Annotated in this window: 13 protein-coding genes; 7 read left to right on the top strand and 6 right to left on the bottom strand. The window is 47.4% G+C overall.

Going from position 1 to position 17684, the window contains the following annotated elements:
- The first annotated feature begins 10 nt into the window (after positions 1-10).
- Positions 11-3955 carry an ATP-dependent RNA helicase HrpA gene (gene hrpA, locus OS145_RS06040; protein ID WP_006955355.1) on the top strand — a complete coding sequence of 1315 codons (3945 nt, stop codon included), beginning with the start codon at positions 11-13 and terminating at the stop codon, positions 3953-3955.
- 35 nt (positions 3956-3990) lie between these two features.
- Here hrpA and OS145_RS06035 read toward each other — a convergent pair whose 3' ends face one another.
- The 6 genes from OS145_RS06035 to ubiG form a co-directional block, all read right to left on the bottom strand.
- Positions 3991-4257 (bottom strand): GrxA family glutaredoxin, encoded by a 267-nt coding sequence (locus tag OS145_RS06035; RefSeq protein ID WP_006955353.1) that lies wholly within the window; start codon positions 4255-4257, stop codon positions 3991-3993.
- A 104-nt stretch (positions 4258-4361) separates the two neighbouring features.
- A complete protein-coding gene (yfaE, locus tag OS145_RS06030; RefSeq protein ID WP_006955351.1) occupies positions 4362-4625 on the bottom strand; it encodes a class I ribonucleotide reductase maintenance protein YfaE in 264 nt (87 codons plus the stop codon).
- Positions 4626-4633: 8 nt separating this feature from the next.
- Positions 4634-5767 (bottom strand): class Ia ribonucleoside-diphosphate reductase subunit beta, encoded by a 1134-nt coding sequence (nrdB, locus tag OS145_RS06025; RefSeq protein ID WP_006955348.1) that lies wholly within the window; start codon positions 5765-5767, stop codon positions 4634-4636.
- Positions 5768-5782: 15 nt separating this feature from the next.
- Positions 5783-8116 carry a class 1a ribonucleoside-diphosphate reductase subunit alpha gene (gene nrdA, locus OS145_RS06020; RefSeq protein ID WP_006955346.1) on the bottom strand — a complete coding sequence of 778 codons (2334 nt, stop codon included), beginning with the start codon at positions 8114-8116 and terminating at the stop codon, positions 5783-5785.
- A gap of 327 nt (positions 8117-8443) precedes the next feature.
- Positions 8444-9106, bottom strand: coding sequence for an HAD family hydrolase (locus tag OS145_RS06015; protein ID WP_006955344.1), 663 nt, complete (start codon positions 9104-9106; stop codon positions 8444-8446).
- Between the two features lie 17 nt (positions 9107-9123).
- Positions 9124-9858 (bottom strand): bifunctional 2-polyprenyl-6-hydroxyphenol methylase/3-demethylubiquinol 3-O-methyltransferase UbiG, encoded by a 735-nt coding sequence (ubiG, locus tag OS145_RS06010; RefSeq protein WP_006955341.1) that lies wholly within the window; start codon positions 9856-9858, stop codon positions 9124-9126.
- A 150-nt stretch (positions 9859-10008) separates the two neighbouring features.
- Between ubiG and gyrA the strand changes: the two genes are divergently transcribed.
- The 6 genes from gyrA to OS145_RS05980 form a co-directional block, all read left to right on the top strand.
- A complete protein-coding gene (gene gyrA / locus OS145_RS06005; protein ID WP_006955338.1) occupies positions 10009-12648 on the top strand; it encodes a DNA gyrase subunit A in 2640 nt (879 codons plus the stop codon).
- Positions 12641-13726: a 3-phosphoserine/phosphohydroxythreonine transaminase gene (serC, locus tag OS145_RS06000; protein ID WP_006955337.1), complete on the top strand. Its 1086-nt coding sequence runs from the start codon at positions 12641-12643 to the stop codon at positions 13724-13726. The genes gyrA and serC overlap by 8 nt, the downstream gene beginning before the upstream one ends.
- A gap of 41 nt (positions 13727-13767) precedes the next feature.
- The gene (gene hisC, locus OS145_RS05995; RefSeq protein ID WP_006955335.1) at positions 13768-14871 is read left to right on the top strand and encodes a histidinol-phosphate transaminase; all 1104 of its coding nucleotides are present in this window, start codon (positions 13768-13770) and stop codon (positions 14869-14871) included.
- Positions 14861-16186, top strand: coding sequence for a 3-phosphoshikimate 1-carboxyvinyltransferase (gene aroA, locus OS145_RS05990; RefSeq protein ID WP_006955334.1), 1326 nt, complete (start codon positions 14861-14863; stop codon positions 16184-16186). Before hisC ends, aroA begins: the two co-directional genes overlap by 11 nt.
- A gap of 118 nt (positions 16187-16304) precedes the next feature.
- A complete protein-coding gene (gene cmk, locus OS145_RS05985) occupies positions 16305-16997 on the top strand; it encodes a (d)CMP kinase (RefSeq protein WP_006955332.1) in 693 nt (230 codons plus the stop codon).
- Positions 16998-17114: 117 nt separating this feature from the next.
- Positions 17115-17684: S1 RNA-binding domain-containing protein (locus OS145_RS05980; RefSeq protein WP_006955331.1), on the top strand; the 570-nt coding region annotated here is incomplete at its 3' end.

Below are 17684 nucleotides of genomic sequence, written 5' to 3'. Positions count from 1 at the left end.
GCGGGCGTTTATGAGTCGTACCCCCAAAAAAACTAAACCGCTATCTGCGGAGCAAAAACAAGCGCAAAAACAGGTGCTCGATAAATTTGCAAATGCACTGGCAGAATGTACGTTAGCGGATGCCGCGCTTCTTAGAGGGCGACTGCGTGGCAGTGTCAAAATTAAAGATACTGAGCGACGCGTGCGCGTTCAAAGCCAAATTGAGCAAGATATCGAGACAGCGCAATTGCATTTGCTCGCGCGGCAAGAGCAACAATTTAAACTGGATTACCCCGAACAACTGCCGGTCGCGCAGGAACGCGAGCGTATTTTAACAGCGATGCGCGAACATCCGGTGGTCATTATTGCGGGTGAAACGGGTTCGGGTAAAACGACTCAGTTACCTAAGATGTTGCTAGAGCTGGGGTATGGACGCAAAGGCACTATCGCACACACGCAACCTCGTCGACTGGCGGCACGTAGTGTCGCCGCGCGTATAGGTGAAGAGCTCGGTGATACGCAAAAGCAGCAGGTCGGTTATAAGATCCGTTTTCAAGACGAAACGGCACCGACCACTGCGGTCAAATTAATGACCGATGGTATGTTATTGTCGGAGCTGCAAAATGACCCTTTATTGCTACAGTATGACGCAATTGTCATCGATGAGGCGCATGAACGGAGCTTAAATATCGATTTTTTGCTTGGCGTGTTACACCAACTACGTCGCAAGCGCCCGGATCTTAAAATTATTATCACCTCCGCCACTATCGAAACCGAACGCTTCTCTAAGCATTTTGATAATGCGCCTGTACTCACTGTAAGCGGGCGCACGTACCCCGTCGAAGTGCGTTATCGTGACCCATCGGAGCAACCTGAGGCTCAGAATGATGTTCTGGCAAGTTTATTAGATGCGGTGCAAGAGCTGCAAGCTGAAGGTCCCGGTGATATTTTGATTTTCGCCAGCGGCGAACGTGAAATACGTGATTACGCGGAGGCGATTCAAGAACTGCAATTGCGCGATACCGAAGTGTTGCCGCTCTATGCGCGGTTATCGTCGAGTGAGCAGAACCGTGTCTTTCAGTCGCACAGCCAACGGCGTGTGGTGATTGCGACTAACGTTGCGGAGACATCACTGACGGTGCCAGGCATACGCTACGTGATCGATCCGGGTACCGTGCGCATGAGTCGTTATTCGTACCGAACTAAAGTACAGCGTCTTCCTATTGAACCGATTTCGCAAGCAAGCGCGAATCAGCGTAAAGGTCGTTGTGGTCGCGTGGGGCCCGGCATTTGCATTCGTCTATATAGCGAAGAAGACTTTCTCAGCCGTCCTGAATATACCGATCCTGAAATTCTGCGGACTAATTTGGCGGCAGTTATATTGCAGATGTCCGCGATGCGACTGGGCGATATTAGGCGCTTTCCATTTGTCCAGAAACCGGATGAACGTTTTATTAAAGATGGTTTAAATCTGCTGGAAGAACTCAACGCGATTGCGCCCAACCGAAAACAACAGCAACCACGATTAACAGACACCGGTCGACAACTGGCACGTTTACCGCTCGACCCTAAACTCGCACGTATGGTGCTCGCCGGACATGAGCAGGGCTGCGTGCGCGAAATGCTGATTATTACCTCGGCGCTCAGTATTCAAGATCCTCGCGAGCGCCCGAGTGATGCAAAGGAAAAGTCGGACCAAGCACACGCACGGTTTGCCGATGACAATTCAGACTTTATGAGTTTTCTCAACTTATGGAATTATTTAAGAGAGCAACAGCAAGCACTCTCAGGTAATCAGTTTCGTAAGCAATTAAAGAAAGAGTTCCTGCATTTTTTACGTGTGCGTGAATGGCAGGATGTCTATACCCAAAGCCGACAAACGGCACGTGAGTTAGGATTACGCATTAATGAGGAAGCGGCGACTTACGAACAGGTGCACCGAGCACTACTCGCAGGCTTACTGTCTCAAGTCGGTTTAAAGGATGCCAAGCACGAGTATCAGGGTACGCGTCAAACTCGCTTTCATATTTTCCCCGGCTCTCATTTATTTGGACGACCACCTAAATGGGTTGTCAGTGCTGAACTCGTTGAAACATCAAAGTTATATGCGCGCGTTAACGCCAAAGTTGAGCCTGAGTGGGTTGAGCAGGCTGCTGGGCATTTGGTTAAGAAACAGTATCTTGAACCACATTTTGAAGCCAAACAAGGCAGCGTTGTTGCTGACGAGCAAGTGACGTTGCTCGGGCTGATACTGGTGGCGCGTCGGCGCGTACAGTTTGGTCCCATCGATCCCACGCTCGCGCGACATATTTTTATTCGTGAGGGGCTGGCGCAGGGCCAAATCAAACGTCAATTGCCTTTTATCAAGCACAATCTGGATTTGATCGCGAGTGTACAAGCGCTGGAGGAAAAATCGCGCCGTCGGGATATCCTCGTTGATGAACAGGAATTATTTGAGGCGTACGAGCGTCATATTCCAGAGGGAATTTATAACGAGAAGCTACTCGCAGGCTGGTGGCATAAGGCAGCAAAGTCTGAGCCTAAGTTGCTGTTCTTCAAGCGTGACGATTTGATTGACGCAGATACCAGCCATATTACGGAACAAAGTTACCCCGAGTTTTGGCGACAGGGTAACCTTAAATTGCCGCTGAGCTATCATTTTGAACCCTCCGCTGAAGATGATGGGGTTTCGGTGAATATTCAGTTGGCAATTCTCAATCAAGTCGAAAATGAAGGATTTGACTGGCATATTCCCGCGTTGCGTGAAGAACGAATAACCGCGTTGATTAAATCATTGCCCAAGCCGATTCGCAGAAACTTTGTGCCGGCACCTAACTTTGCTCAGGCCGTATTTGCGGATATTGAACCGGGTGAGTTGAGTCTGCTTGAAGCCATGTGTAGGAAGCTACTGCGTATGACGGGCGTGCGAGTGGAGCCCAGTGACTTTAAGCCCGAACAAATTGATGCTCACTTGCAAATGAATTTTAAAATTCTTGATGGTAAGAAGCTAATACGTCAGGGCCGTGACCTCACGGCGCTTAAAAATGCGCTATCGGGTCGCGTACAGGCGCGTCTTGATAAGACCGCGGGGCAGGAAGTTGAACGTGAACCATTGGAAACCTGGTCGATCAACGATTTGCCCAAGGTGGTAAGCGAAAAGCAGCACGGTTTTGAAATGCGGGCATACCCAGCGGTAACGGTAACGCCTGATGATCAATTACAAGTTCAGATGTTCGATCATCAAAAAGAGGCGGAGCTGGCGCATGCACAAGGAATTCGTGCCTTAGTGCTTAAACAAGTGCCTTCCCCTATCAAATACTTACAGAAAAGCTTGTCTAATAAAGCCAAGCTGGCGATGTACTTTAACCCCTGGGGTAAAGTTGATGCACTTATCAAGGACTGTATCGATGCGGCAGTGGATAATCTGTATCAAGATTTTGTTGCGGAGCAAGACGAGGTTCGCACGGAGTCTGCGTTCAACGCTTTAGTGGAAAAAACCCGTGCTGAGCTGAATGAGCGCGTTGAGCGTATCGCGCAGCAAGTTGAGCAATGTTTAATCCGCTCCAACGATTTGAAGAAACAACTGAAAGGAAAAATCCCATTGGACCAGATTCAATCGCGTGGCGATGTGCAGAAGCAGGTTGAGTCACTTGTTTATCGCGGTTTTGTATCTGAGGTTGGTGCCGAACGGTTGCAAGATATTGAACGCTACTTGAGTGCGTTGCAGCGTCGTCTGGAAAAGTTACCTGAAAATCCGAACAAGGACAGGCTGGCAACGTTAATGCTTGATGAATTGACTGAGAGCTACAATGCGTTGGTTAAACGCTATCGTCGTATCGTACCAACTGAGGTTCGAGAGATCTATTGGATGATTCAAGAGTTACGCGTGTCACTCTTTGCGCAGACGCTGGGGACTAAATACCCTGTGTCCGAGAAGCGGATTAAGCAAGCCATAAACGATATAAAGGCACCTTGAGGTGCCTTTATTTTTTGCTCACCTAATCAAAAGAATTAAGCGGCGTATAAACCTAGGTGCTCTTTAGCATAGGCTTCGAATTCGGTGAAGCCACCAACATGTGTTTCATCAACGAAAATCTGTGGCACTGTGTGCACTGGTTTCCCGACTGTTTTTTCTAAATCAGCTTTGGTGATGCCTTCTTCATGAATATCAACGTAACGATAATCGAAGTCATCACGGTCTGCTTTTAACTGTTCAGCGACTTCTTTAGCGCGAACACAAAAAGGACAACCTGGGCGACCAAAAATAACTGTAAACATGAATAATCCTCGAATCCTTGAATTTGACTCTATTATCCATATTTAACCGGTGCTCTACAATGTATCCGAACGATGGCGGTTATCGTTTTTTTCGAATGGTGAGATTAATGTTCGATATCAAGGTCGGATTCAGGGACACAACAGCAGGGTAGGAAGTCTCCTTTACGTACGTAGGCGAGGGGATCCGTCAAATAGCGAACTGAGCCACTTTTGAGTTTAGAACGACAGGCACCGCAAAAACCACTTTTACAGTGATAATGTACCTCTAACTGATGCTTTTCGAGCGCATCGAGTAAAGTGCCTTCTGAAGCGTCAACGGTCAGCTCATGCTGACCGTTGACTTTGACTTTAAACAGTTTCGCTGTCATCAGGCGCGCTAAAGGTCAAAGTCGCCTAAGTCCGAGGCATCCACACTGCTGTCGATCTGACCGACCAAGTAAGAACTGATTTCAGCCTCTTGTGGTGCAACCTGTACGTTATCGGATACCAAGTATTTATTCATCCACGGCAATGGGTTTGAGCGCTGCTCCGGGAAAGGCGCATCATAGCCGATCGCCTGCATACGCAAGTTGGCAATATATTCGACGTACTGACACAACATACTTTCATTAAGACCAATCATGGAGCCATCTCTAAACAGGTAATGGGCCCATTGTTTTTCTTGCTTAACGGCTGTCATGAAGATCTCATAGGCTTCGTCGGCGAGTTCTTCGGCGATCTCAGCCATTTCAGGATCGTCCTCACCGTCTTGCCACAGGTTGATCATGTGCTGTGTCGAGGTTAGATGTACGTTCTCATCGCGCGCAATAAGACGAATGATTTTTGCGTTGCCTTCCATGAGTTCGCGCTCTGCAAATGCGAAGGTACAGGCAAAACTGACATAAAAACGAATCGCTTCTAACGCGTTAACTGAGTTGATGCACAAGAAGAGTTTTTTCTTCAGTTCGCGGCGAGTCACGTTATGCTCTTCACCATCGACGGTGATCTTGCCCTCGCCATGGGTTTGCCACAGCTGCGTGTAGAAAATCAAATCGTCGTAGTAACGAGAGATGTCGTTAGCGCGCAATTTGATTTGGTCATTAATGACGATATCTTCGAAAATTTCACTTGGATCGCTAAACAAGTTACGCAGAATATGCGTGTACGAACGCGAGTGAATGGTCTCAAAGAAAGACCATGTTTCAATCCAAGTTTCGAGCTCAGGCAGCGAAACGATAGGCAGTAGCGCAATGTTAGGGCTTCGACCTTGGATCGAGTCGAGCAGTGTTTGATATTTCAAATTTGAAATAAACACATGCTTTTCACTGGCGGTTAACTTGTTAAAGTCAACACGATCACGACTCACGTCGACTTCCTCTGGACGCCAGAAGAAGCTTATCTGTTTTTCGATAAGCTTTTCAAAAATACTGTGCTTTTGTTGGTCGTAACGTGCAACGTTGACCGAGTTCCCAAAAAACATGGGTTCGGCCAACGGATTAGTTTGTTCTTGGTTAAACGTTGAATAAGACACGCAAATCGCTCCTTATTAAATCTTGCACGCACCGCCTGCGCAATCGTCGTCTTCTTCAATCACCACCTCGGCAGGGCGATCACTTTGCTTACGTTGACGCTTTTGTTCGGCGGAAATGTCGGATTGGTTATCGGCTGCACCGTCGCGCGTATTGTGATAGTAAAGTGTTTTCACACCCATCTTATACGCTGTTAATAGATCCTGAAGTAATTGTTTCATCGGTACCTTAGCACCATTGAACTTACCCGGGTCGTAATTGGTGTTGGCCGAGATAGTTTGATCGACAAACTTCTGCATAATGCCGACCAGTTGCAAATATCCCTTGTTATCCGGGATCTGCCACAATAGCTCGTAATTGTTTTTCAGGTTTTCGTAATCGGGCACCACTTGCTTTGTCACACCGTCTTTAGAGGCTTTGACACTGACAAACCCACGCGGTGGTTCGATACCATTGGTCGCGTTAGAGATTTGCGACGACGTTTCTGAAGGCATCAAGGCGGACAACGTTGAGTTACGCATGCCGTGTTCTTGAATGTCCTTACGGAGCTGCTCCCAGTCGAGGTGGAGTGGTTCTGAACAAAACGCATCTAAATCTTTCTTGTAGGTATCTGTCGGTAAAATACCTTGAGAGTAGGTGGTTTCATTGAATTTAGGGCATTTGCCTTTCTCTTTAGCGAGTTCCATTGACGCTTTCATCAAATAGAACTGAATCGCTTCAAAGGTACGGTGCACAAGACCGTTGGCTGAACCATCGGAATACTTCACGCCGTGTTTAGCTAAATAGTACGCAAAGTTAATGACCCCTATACCGAGCGTTCTACGGTTCATGGTGGCGTTATAAGCCGCAGGTACCGGGTATTCTTGATAATCAAGTAAACTGTCGAGTGCACGCACGGCAAGATCCGCGAGCTCTTCGAAATCGCTGAGCGATTCGATTTTACCTAAGTTAAACGCTGATAAAGTACATAGCGCAATTTCACCTTCTTCGTCATTGACGTGACTGAGTGGCTTGGTCGGTAGCGCAATCTCTAAGCACAGGTTGCTCTGACGAACAGGCGCAACTTTTGAATCGAACGGACTGTGAGTATTACAGTGATCGACGTTTTGCACATAAATTCGGCCGGTGCTCGCACGCTCTTGCATAAACAAGCTAAACAGCTCGATGGCTTTAATACGCTTCTTACGAATATTTTCATCGTTTTCGTATTGGACGTAGAGACGCTCGAACTCTTCTTGATCTTCAAAGAATGCGTCATACAAGCCAGGCACATCCGATGGACTAAACAGTGTGATGAAGTCATCTTTGACGAGGCGTTGATACATCAAGCGATTGAACTGCACACCGTAGTCGAGATGGCGAACACGGTTTTCTTCCACACCACGGTTGTTTTTAAGTACCAACAGGTTTTCAATCTCAAGGTGCCACAGCGGATAAAACAGCGTTGCCGCGCCACCACGTACACCGCCTTGAGAACAGCTTTTCACTGCTGTTTGGAAATACTTATAGAATGGGATACAACCCGTATGGAACGCTTCACCATTGCGAATAGGGCTACCGAGTGCGCGAATACGTCCGGCATTGATACCAATACCCGCGCGTTGTGATACGTATTTAACAATAGCACTGGCTGTCGCGTTAATTGAGTCAAGGCTATCGCCCGTCTCAATCAATACACATGAACTGAACTGGCGGGTCGGCGTGCGCACGCCAGACATGATAGGCGTTGGCAACGATATTTTGAACGTTGATGTCGCGTCATAAAAGCGCTTGATGTAGTCCATGCGAGTGGACTTAGGGTAATTAGCGAATAAACAAGCCGCCACTAAAATATAAAGAAACTGAGCACTTTCGTAGATATCACCGGTGACTCGGTTCTGCACCAAGTACTTATTCTCTAGCTGCTTAACTGCAGCGTAAGAAAAGTTCATGTCACGCCAGTGATCAATGATCTCGTCCATCTGGTCGAATTCTTGCTCACTAAAATCTTCTAGCAAATGTGCGTCGTAACGCTTCTCATCAACCATTTTCTTGACATGGTCGTAGAGGCGAGGGGGCTCAAACTTGCCGTACGCACGCTTTCGTAAGTGAAAAATGGCCAGACGCGCAGCCATATACTGATAGTCAGGCGCTTCCTCTGAAATTAGGTCAGCCGCTGCTTTGATAATGGTTTCATGAATATCTTCGGTTTTGATCCCATCATAGAACTGAATATGTGACTTAATTTCGACTTGAGAAGCAGAAACATTATTAAGGCCTTCTGCAGCCCACATGATGACACGATGAATCTTATCTAAATTCAGCGGTTCGCGTTGACCACTGCGTTTGGTAACGAAAAGTTGCTCGTTCATTTTAGCGCCGACTCTTAGCTGTTTGTTATAGATTTGTGGCCACAAGATATTGTGTGATTTTCGGTCTGTACACCAAATGAACACAATATCTAGTAGTCGATGTGTTACAGGCATACTAGATACAACCCGCACATCGATCAAGTCTATTTAGTAGTAAATATTCGTTTAAAGCCGCTTGAAATTTTGCAAGCGCTTATCGTGCATAGGCTTGCGTGAAAGTGTAAATTTTATAATTTTTTAGTTGAAAAAATCATGCCTTTAGAAACAAGCGTTCTATGCAAAAAAGGTGTCATAAAAACTATTAAAAAAATGAACGATTTAGAACATCTACTTTGGTAAAGCGAGTAGCTCCATCAAGGCATTGGGGTGAGCGATGGTGTAGTCCGCTAACCATTGTTGTGGTTGGTCAGTACTCGAGATATAGCCATACTCTGCAAGTACCGTCACCATACCTGCATTACGCCCGGCCACGATATCGCGTTCTGCATCGCCTATATACACACAGTCCTTGGGATCGACAGCAAGTTGTTCTGCTGCGTAGTAAAGTGGTTTGGGAGACGGTTTGGCTTCTTCCAATGTATCACCACAGACGACTACCGAGATACTTTGTAATGCTTCAAACTGCGCAATCAGAGGGTGCGTAAGAAACTCTGGTTTATTGGTGACGATACCTATTTTAATCTGATTGCGGCGAAGCGAACTCAGTAACATCTCGATACCGTCAAATAACTTACTGTGAAGCGCTAAGTTGCTGCGATAGATATCGAGAAACCTTGGTTTTAGCGCAAGTAGCGCATCCTCATCCAATTGCGTTAAACCTAATAACCCACGAGAACCGTGCGAAGCAACAGGCGTAAATACCTCTGCGGGTATCTCCGGAAGTCCATTTTCGCGACAGACTTGATTAAGCGCAAAGCCCAAATCCGGTGCTGAATCTAATAATGTGCCATCGAGGTCAAACAAAACTGCAGCTACCGGATGTTTGTTCACGCGAGTTCCCTAATGAGTTAACGGTCTGGTTTATGAAGTGCAACGATGTAATTCACGTCGACATCATGTTCGTCTAGCATAAAGCCTTGCAATGGCTTATATACGATGCCATTCATCTTCATTGCTTGCAATCCATGGGCATCTGTCATACGCAGCAATTCAGAAGGCTTGATAAATCGTTGATGCTGGTGAGTCCCTTTGGGCACCCAACGTAAAACATGTTCAGCTGCCACAATACCCAGCAGCCAAGACTTCACGTTGCGATTTAACGTCGAGAAAATAGCGTAACCGCCGGGTTTAACCATCTCACATACCGCGCTTACAATGGCCGCAGGGTCAGGAACGTGTTCGAGCATTTCCAGACACGTGACGACATCAAACTGTGCGGAATTTTCTGCAGCAAAGTTTTCAGCGCTGACTTGTTGATAGTCGATACTGAGTTGCGATTCCAATGCATGTAACCGAGCGACCTCTAACGAGTCGTGAGCGAGATCGATACCGGTTACTCGAGCACCACGACTTGCCATACCTTCGGTTAATAAACCACCACCGCAACCGACATCAACAACATGCTTGTTGAATAACCCGCCTACTTGCTGTTCAATAAAGGTTAATCGCAGTGGATTAATTTGATGTAGCGGTTTGAATTCGCCCTCGGTGTCCCACCACCGCGAAGCAAGGGCGGAGAATTTTTCGATTTCTTTTTCGTCAACGTTATTGCTAAGGGCTCTTAAAGAGGCTCGTTCTGACATGTGTTAGAGGTTCCAAATTGGCGTAACTTCTATAGAGTTTACATCAGCGGACGTTTTTGAAAAAGAGGGTGCGTGTTCACCCTGTGACGGGTACAATACCTAATTAATTATAACAACGATTAAGTATAGCTTGAGTTTAGGGATACATATATGAGCGATCTGGCTAGAGAAGTCTCACCCATCAATATCGAGGATGAATTAAAAAGTTCTTATCTTGATTACGCGATGAGCGTGATTGTGGGTCGAGCGCTTCCAGATGTTCGGGATGGTTTGAAACCCGTGCATCGTCGCGTACTTTTCGCGATGAATGAATTGCGGAATGACTTCAACAAACCCTATAAAAAGTCTGCCCGTGTGGTGGGTGACGTTATCGGTAAATATCACCCACATGGCGACAGTGCGGTTTATGATACCATCGTGCGTATGGCACAACCGTTCTCGCTGCGCTACACCTTGGTTGATGGTCAAGGTAACTTCGGTTCAGTTGACGGTGATTCAGCCGCAGCCATGCGTTATACCGAAATTCGGATGGAGAAAATTGCCCATCAGTTGTTAGCCGATCTCGACAAAGAAACGGTCGATTTTGTTGATAACTACGATGGTACCGAGCGCATTCCAGACGTGTTGCCAACTAAAGTGCCTAACCTGATGGTCAATGGTTCGTCGGGTATAGCGGTGGGCATGGCAACCAACATTCCTCCACATAACCTAACCGAAGTTATCAATGGCACCTTAGCGCTGATTGATAATCCAGAAATCAGCATTGAAGAGCTGATGGAGTTTATTCCGGGACCTGACTTCCCAACGGCGGCGTCAATCTCGGGCCGTTCTGGCATTGTCGAGGCCTACAAAACAGGTCGCGGCCGCATTCATTTGCGTGCTAAAGCCGAGGTCGAAGTTGACGAAAAGTCGGGTCGTGAAAGCATTATCGTCAGTGAAATTCCATATCAGGTGAACAAAGCGCGCTTGATCGAGAAAATCGCTGAGTTGGTAAAAGAAAAACGCCTTGAGGGTATCAGTGGCTTGCGCGATGAGTCGGACAAAGACGGTATGCGTATCGTTATCGAGATTCGTCGTGGTGATGTCGGCGAAGTGGTACTCAACCACTTGTACGCCAACACGCAAATGCAAGTCGTGTTCGGTATTAACATGGTTGCGCTTGATAAAGGCCAACCTAAGCTGTTCAACCTTTATCAGGTGTTAGACGCATTCGTTCGTCATCGCCGTGAAGTGGTGACACGTCGCTCGGTATATGAATTACGCAAAGCGCGTGAACGCGCTCACATTTTAGAAGGCTTGGCGATTTCACTCGCGAATATCGATGAAGTGATTGAGCTTATTCGCCGCTCGCCAACCCCAGCAGAAGCTAAGCAGGGTTTGGTCGCGCGTGGCTGGCAGTTAGGCAATGTCGCGGCAATGCTCGAATCCGCGGGTGTGGATGCAGCACGTCCTGAACACTTACCAGAAGAGTACGGTATTCGTGACGGTAGCTACTACCTGACCGAAGAGCAAGCACAGGCTATTTTGGATCTTCGCTTGCATAAGCTGACCGGCTTAGAGCACGAGAAGATCCTAGACGAATATAAAGGTCTGTTGAAACAGATCGAAGAACTCCTGCATATCTTGCGCTCAACTGAACGTTTGATGGAAGTGATTCGCGAAGAGTTGGTTGAAATTCGTGACAACTTCGGTGATGCACGTAAAACGGAAATCACCGCGGCTGCGCACGATATCAGCATGGAAGACTTGATCAACGAAGAAGACGTTGTGGTAACGCTGTCTCACGAAGGCTATGTGAAGTATCAGCCATTAACTGAGTACGAAGCGCAACGCCGTGGTGGTAAAGGTAAAGCAGCCACGAAGATGAAAGACGACGACTTCGTTGAACGCCTGTGGGTTGCCAATACGCACGACACCATCTTATGTTTCTCGACCCGTGGTCGCATTTATTGGATGAAGGTCTACCAGTTGCCGTTGGCGAGTCGCGCTTCGCGCGGTAAGCCTATTGTCAACCTATTACCGCTTGAATCGGATGAGCGTATTACGGCGATTCTACCAACCCGTGATTATCCAGAAGATAAGTTCGTCATCATGGCGACTAAGCACGGCACGGTGAAGAAAACACCATTACCTGAATACTCGCGCCCACGTAACGGCGGTATTATTGCGCTCAACCTGAATGAAGGCGACGAATTAATCGGTGTTGATATCACCGATGGTGAGCAAGAGATTATGCTGTTCTCAGACGGCGGTAAAGTCGTTCGCTTTAGAGAGGACCAAGTACGTTCAATGGGTCGTACGGCTACCGGTGTGCGTGGTATCCGTCTCGAAGAAGGTCAGAAAGTCGTCAGCCTTATCGTTCCGGGCACTTACGAAGATGAACAACAAGCGGCGATTCTGACGGTCACAGAAAACGGCTTTGGTAAACGCACCTTGGTTGAGGAATATCCGACTAAGAGCCGCGCTACTAAGGGTGTCGTGTCAATAAAAGTCAGCGAACGTAATGGTGCTGTCGTCGGCGCGATGGAAGTCGTGGATGGCAACGAAATCATGCTCATCAGTAACAAAGGCACGCTGGTTCGTACGCGCGTCAATGAAGTTTCGATGGTGGGTCGTAACACCCAAGGCGTGCGTTTAATCCGTACTGGTGACGACGAACAAGTGGTTGGCTTACAACGCATTGATGAAGTCGACGAGGACGAACTTGAAGACGTGGTCGTTGAGGGTGAAGTAAGCGAAGCAACATCCGAGCAACAGCCGTCTGATAAATCTGAGGCAAACGATGAGTAAGATCTTTAACTTTTCGGCCGGGCCGGCGATGTTGCCGGCCGAGGTCATGCTGCAAGCACAAGAAGAGTTCTTACAATGGAACGGTACAGGTGTCTCGGTGATGGAGTTTTCACACCGTGATCCTGCTTACGTAAAAATGGCACAAGAAGCGGAGCAAGACTTGCGAGAGTTGCTTAATGTGCCGGACGACTATCATGTACTGTTTTTGCAAGGCGGTGGTCGCGGTCAGTTCTCTGCCGTGCCACAAAACATTGCAGCAAAAACAGACACTGTCGATTATCTTGATTGCGGCACTTGGTCAGGATATGCCATTCGAGAGGCTGAGAAGTATGTGAGCCAAGTTAATGTGGTGGGCGCAGCTGAACAAACAGAGCAGGGCAAACGTATCCAACCCGCGAGTGAATGGCAATTAAGTAACAATGCGCGTTACTTCCACTATTGCCCGAATGAGACAGTCGACGGCATTGCGATTCATGATATTCCTGATGTGCAGGCGCCTATCGTTGCCGATATGTCGTCTAATATCCTGTCAGCACCACTCGATGTCAGTCGTTTTGGGGTTATTTATGCAGGCGCTCAAAAAAACATTGGTCCTTCAGGTTTTGCTATCGCGATTGTTAAAAAGTCACTTTTAGGTCAACCACAACCTGAAGTGAGTTCGATTATGGACTATCAGTTACAGGCCAAAGACAACTCAATGTACAACACGCCCAACACCTTTGCATGGTACCTCTCTGGGCTCGTGTTTAAGTGGCTTAAAAGACAAGGCGGTCTTGCGGGTATTGGCGAACTTAATCAACGCAAAGCGAGTGCTTTGTATGACTATGTTGACGCGTCTGACTTCTATCGAAATGAAGTTCACCCTGACTATCGTTCTATTATGAATGTACCCTTTCAGTTAGCTGACGATGAGCTCGACAAGCACTTTCTAGAGCAAGCTCATCAGGCAGGCCTAGTCGGTCTCAAAGGTCACCGATTTGTCGGTGGCATGCGCGCGAGTCTATATAATGCCATGCCTTATGAAGGCGTCGAGGCGTTGATCGACTTTATGCGCGAGTTTGAGCGTACCCACGGCTAAATCTGCTTATAAAAAATAAAAGAACAAAAGAAGGAATGAGCATGGCAAAGTTTGATGCAACCCAGATGGCGAATCCCGGCGTTAGGGAATTACAACCCTATCAAGCGGGTAAACCGATGGATGAACTGCAGCGCGAATTGGGCTTAGATAAAGTCGTTAAGTTGGCTTCAAATGAGAATCCGTTGGGTATTAGTGCTCGTGTCAAGCAAGCCCTTCAGGGTGAAATCGATGATTTAATTCGTTACCCGGACGCTAATGGCTTTTATCTCAAAAGCAAAATTGCTGACAAGTTCTCGGTAGCGACAAATCAAGTGACCTTAGGTAATGGCTCAAATGACGTACTCGAGCTATTAGCGCGTACCTTTGTCAGTGATCAACACGAAGTTATTTTTTCTCAGCATGCGTTTGTTGTTTATCCATTGGTGACGAAAGCAATTGGAGCTACGCCTGTCGCGGTTCCTGCAAAGGATTATGGGCATGACCTTGAGGGGATGCTGGCGGCGATAACGCCCAAAACCAAAATGATATTCGTCGCTAACCCAAATAATCCGACGGGCACATTTTTGACTACAGATGCGTTGTATAGCTTTGTCAAACAAGTACCTGATAACGTTTTGGTTGTGCTTGATGAAGCCTATTACGAATATATTCCGAATGACGAGCGCGCGCCTTCAATTGAGTGGTTAGCTGAATTCGATAATTTGGTTGTGACACGCACCTTTTCAAAAGCCTATGGCCTTGCAGGGTTACGTGCTGGCTTTTCGGTGAGCTCTGCGGCGATTGCCGACTTAATGAACCGTATTCGCCAACCGTTTAATGTTAATGCGCTGTCATTGAAAGCGGCGGAAGTGGCATTAGACGATGATGATTATCTCGCTGAAGCGGTGCGCGTCAATGCACAAGGGATGCAGCAGTTGATTCGCTTTTGCGAACAACACAACTTTAATTATATTCCTTCGTACGGCAACTTCCTCACTATTGAAGTGGGATCGGACGCTGATGATATTTATCAAAAATTATTGCATGAAGGCGTGATTGTACGTCCAGTCGCAGGCTACGAATTACCTCATCATCTGCGTGTAAGTATCGGTCTGCCAGAAGAGAACCAAGCGTTCATCGAAGCGATGGAGCGCATTGTTAAATAAAGGTATTACGTTGTTGAATTTACCTGATCCGCTACACCTTGCACCGCGTTCAGCGTGTAGCGGCACGGTTACACTGCCGGGTTCGAAGAGCATCTCAAACCGTGCACTGCTGATGGCGGCATTGTGTGGCCAACCTGTGACCTTAAAGAATGTGCTTGAAAGTGATGATACGGCGCGCATGATCGATGCCTTAACGACACTCGGCGTATCTGTTAAACGCAGTGATTTGGATCCCTCCGAATACCAAGTCGAAGGCTGTGGTGGCCGTTGGCAACCCGCTCATAACGAACTCTATCTTGGCAATGCAGGCACTGCCGTCCGTCCTCTTGTCGCTGTGCTCGCCGCCTCATTGAGCAACACGCAAGTGATGCGGCTTGATGGCAATGCGCGCATGCGCGAGCGTCCAATCGCGGCGTTAATTGACAGCTTAACCGCGGCCGGCGCAAACATTCAGTGTCATGCAGAACCCGGTTTCTTACCGTTGACTATCGAGAGTGGTTTTAAGGGCGGAGAGGTGACTATTGATGGCAGCGCGTCGAGCCAATACATCTCGGCGTTGTTGATGGCTTTACCTTTGCTTGCTGACGACAGCGAATTGTTATTAGTGAACGAGGTTATCTCGGTTCCTTATATCGAACTCACCTTATCGATGCTGCGTGATTTTGGCATTCAAATTGATAAACACAGTGACCGTCATTACAAAATTCCCGGTCGCCAGAGCTATCGTTCGCCAGGCAGTTACTTTGTTGAAGGTGATGCAAGCGGAGCGAGCTACTGGATCGGCGCGGCAGCAATTAGTGGTGGTCCAATCACGATTTATGGCGTGGGTAAAAATTCAATTCAGGGCGACGTACATTTTGCTGAACTAGCGCAGCAAATGGGAGCAAACGTCGAGATGTTGGATAACGCAATTCGTGTATCCCGGAGCACTGAATTGAAAGCCATCGATGTGGATTGCAATAATCTGCCTGATGCCGCAATGACGCTCGCTCCTATGGCATTATTTGCTCAAGGAACGACGGTGATTCGTAACGTCGCTAGTTGGCGCGTAAAAGAAACCGACCGATTGGCGGCGATGGCGGCTGAATTGCGTAAAGTCGGCGCTCAGGTGGAAGAGGGCGAAGATTATTTATCAGTGATGGCTCCAGCGCATTGGCAACATGCTTTGCTAGATACCTATGATGATCACCGCATGGCGATGTGTAGTGCCTTGATTGCGTTTTCTCCGGTAGGCGTCAGCATCAACGATCCTCAATGCTGCTCGAAGACCTATCCGCAATTTTTTGATGAGTTTTCACGGCTTTGTCACGATTAAAATATAGTCTTACATCAAACTTTGATGTAAACGGCGCGTGACAAAAGATGCAAAATTTTCACAAATCAGTATAATTGCGCGCTTAAATCTGCAAAGAGCAGGGCAAATAGAGGAATTTATGGCGACTCGCGTACCCGTAATTACAATCGATGGGCCAAGTGGCTCAGGCAAAGGCACAGTGAGCCGTTTGTTGGCCGAGAAATTAGGCTGGCATCTTCTTGATAGTGGCGCAATCTATCGTGTTTTGGCATTAGCCGCGATTCATCACGACTTTAGGCCCGAAGAAGAAGAAAAACTTGTCACGTTAGCTTCACACCTAGATGTGAAATTCGAAGCCGAGGAAGACAAAAGCCTAACGCATATCATCTTAGAAGGTGAGGATGTAACCCTGACAATTCGCACTGAAAGCGTGGGTAACATGGCATCTAAGATCGCTGCGCTACCAAGGGTTAGAGAAGCGTTGTTAAGGCGTCAACGTGGTTTCAAAGAGCTTCCAGGCCTGATTGCCGACGGACGAGATATGGGCACAGTGGTATTTACTGATGCTGAAGCCAAAGTATTCTTGACCGCCTCTGCTGAGGAGCGTGCACAACGTCGCTTCCTGCAATTGAAGGAAAAAGGTTTTGATGCTAACATTGACCAATTAATAACCGAAATTAAAGAGCGCGACGATCGCGACACAAATCGTGCTGTCGCACCGCTTAAACCGGCCGAAGATGCTTTGTACATCGATTCAAGTGACAAAAGCATAGAGGAAGTCGTCGATTCGGTTATGGAGTTTGCACATAGCAAACTGTCACAAACTAGCTAGCTGGTCATTAAGACGAGCTATTTAGGGACCTGCTGTAAGGATACGTGCAGGTGAATTTAATAACCCCGCTGAACAGGATGTCCAGTGGATGTCATCTAAAAAGTGAAGTTAATACATATGTCAGAAAATTTTGCACAGCTGTTTGAAGAGAGCCTGAAAGAAGTCGAAACTCGTCCGGGTTCTATCGTTAAAGGTACTGTCGTTGCGATCGAAAAAGATCTTGTTTTAGTCGACGCAGGCCTGAAATCTGAAAGTGCTATCCCTGCCGAACAATTCCGTAATGCTGACGGCGAACTTGAAATCACCGTAGGTGACGAGATCGACGTAGCGTTAGACGCGGTTGAAGACGGTTTCGGTGAAACAATTCTTTCACGCGAAAAAGCTAAGCGCTATGAAGCTTGGCTGCAGCTGGAAAAAGCATACGAAGATAACGCAACTGTTACTGGTATCATTTCTGGTAAAGTTAAAGGTGGTTTCACTGTGGATCTTGGCGGCGTTCGCGCGTTCTTGCCAGGTTCATTGGTTGACGTACGTCCAGTACGTGAAACTGCACACCTTGAAAACAAAGACCTTGAATTCAAAGTTATCAAGCTTGATCAGAAGCGCAACAACGTTGTTGTTTCTCGCCGCGCAGTTATCGAGAAAGAAAACAGTGCAGAGCGTGAAGAGCTTCTTGAAAACTTGCAA

Origin of the sequence: Idiomarina baltica OS145 (genome assembly GCF_000152885.1) — a bacterium.
GTDB lineage: Bacteria > Pseudomonadota > Gammaproteobacteria > Enterobacterales > Alteromonadaceae > Idiomarina > Idiomarina baltica.
Note: the sequence above shows the minus strand (reverse complement) of the source record. Positions and strands in the feature narration are given on the sequence as shown.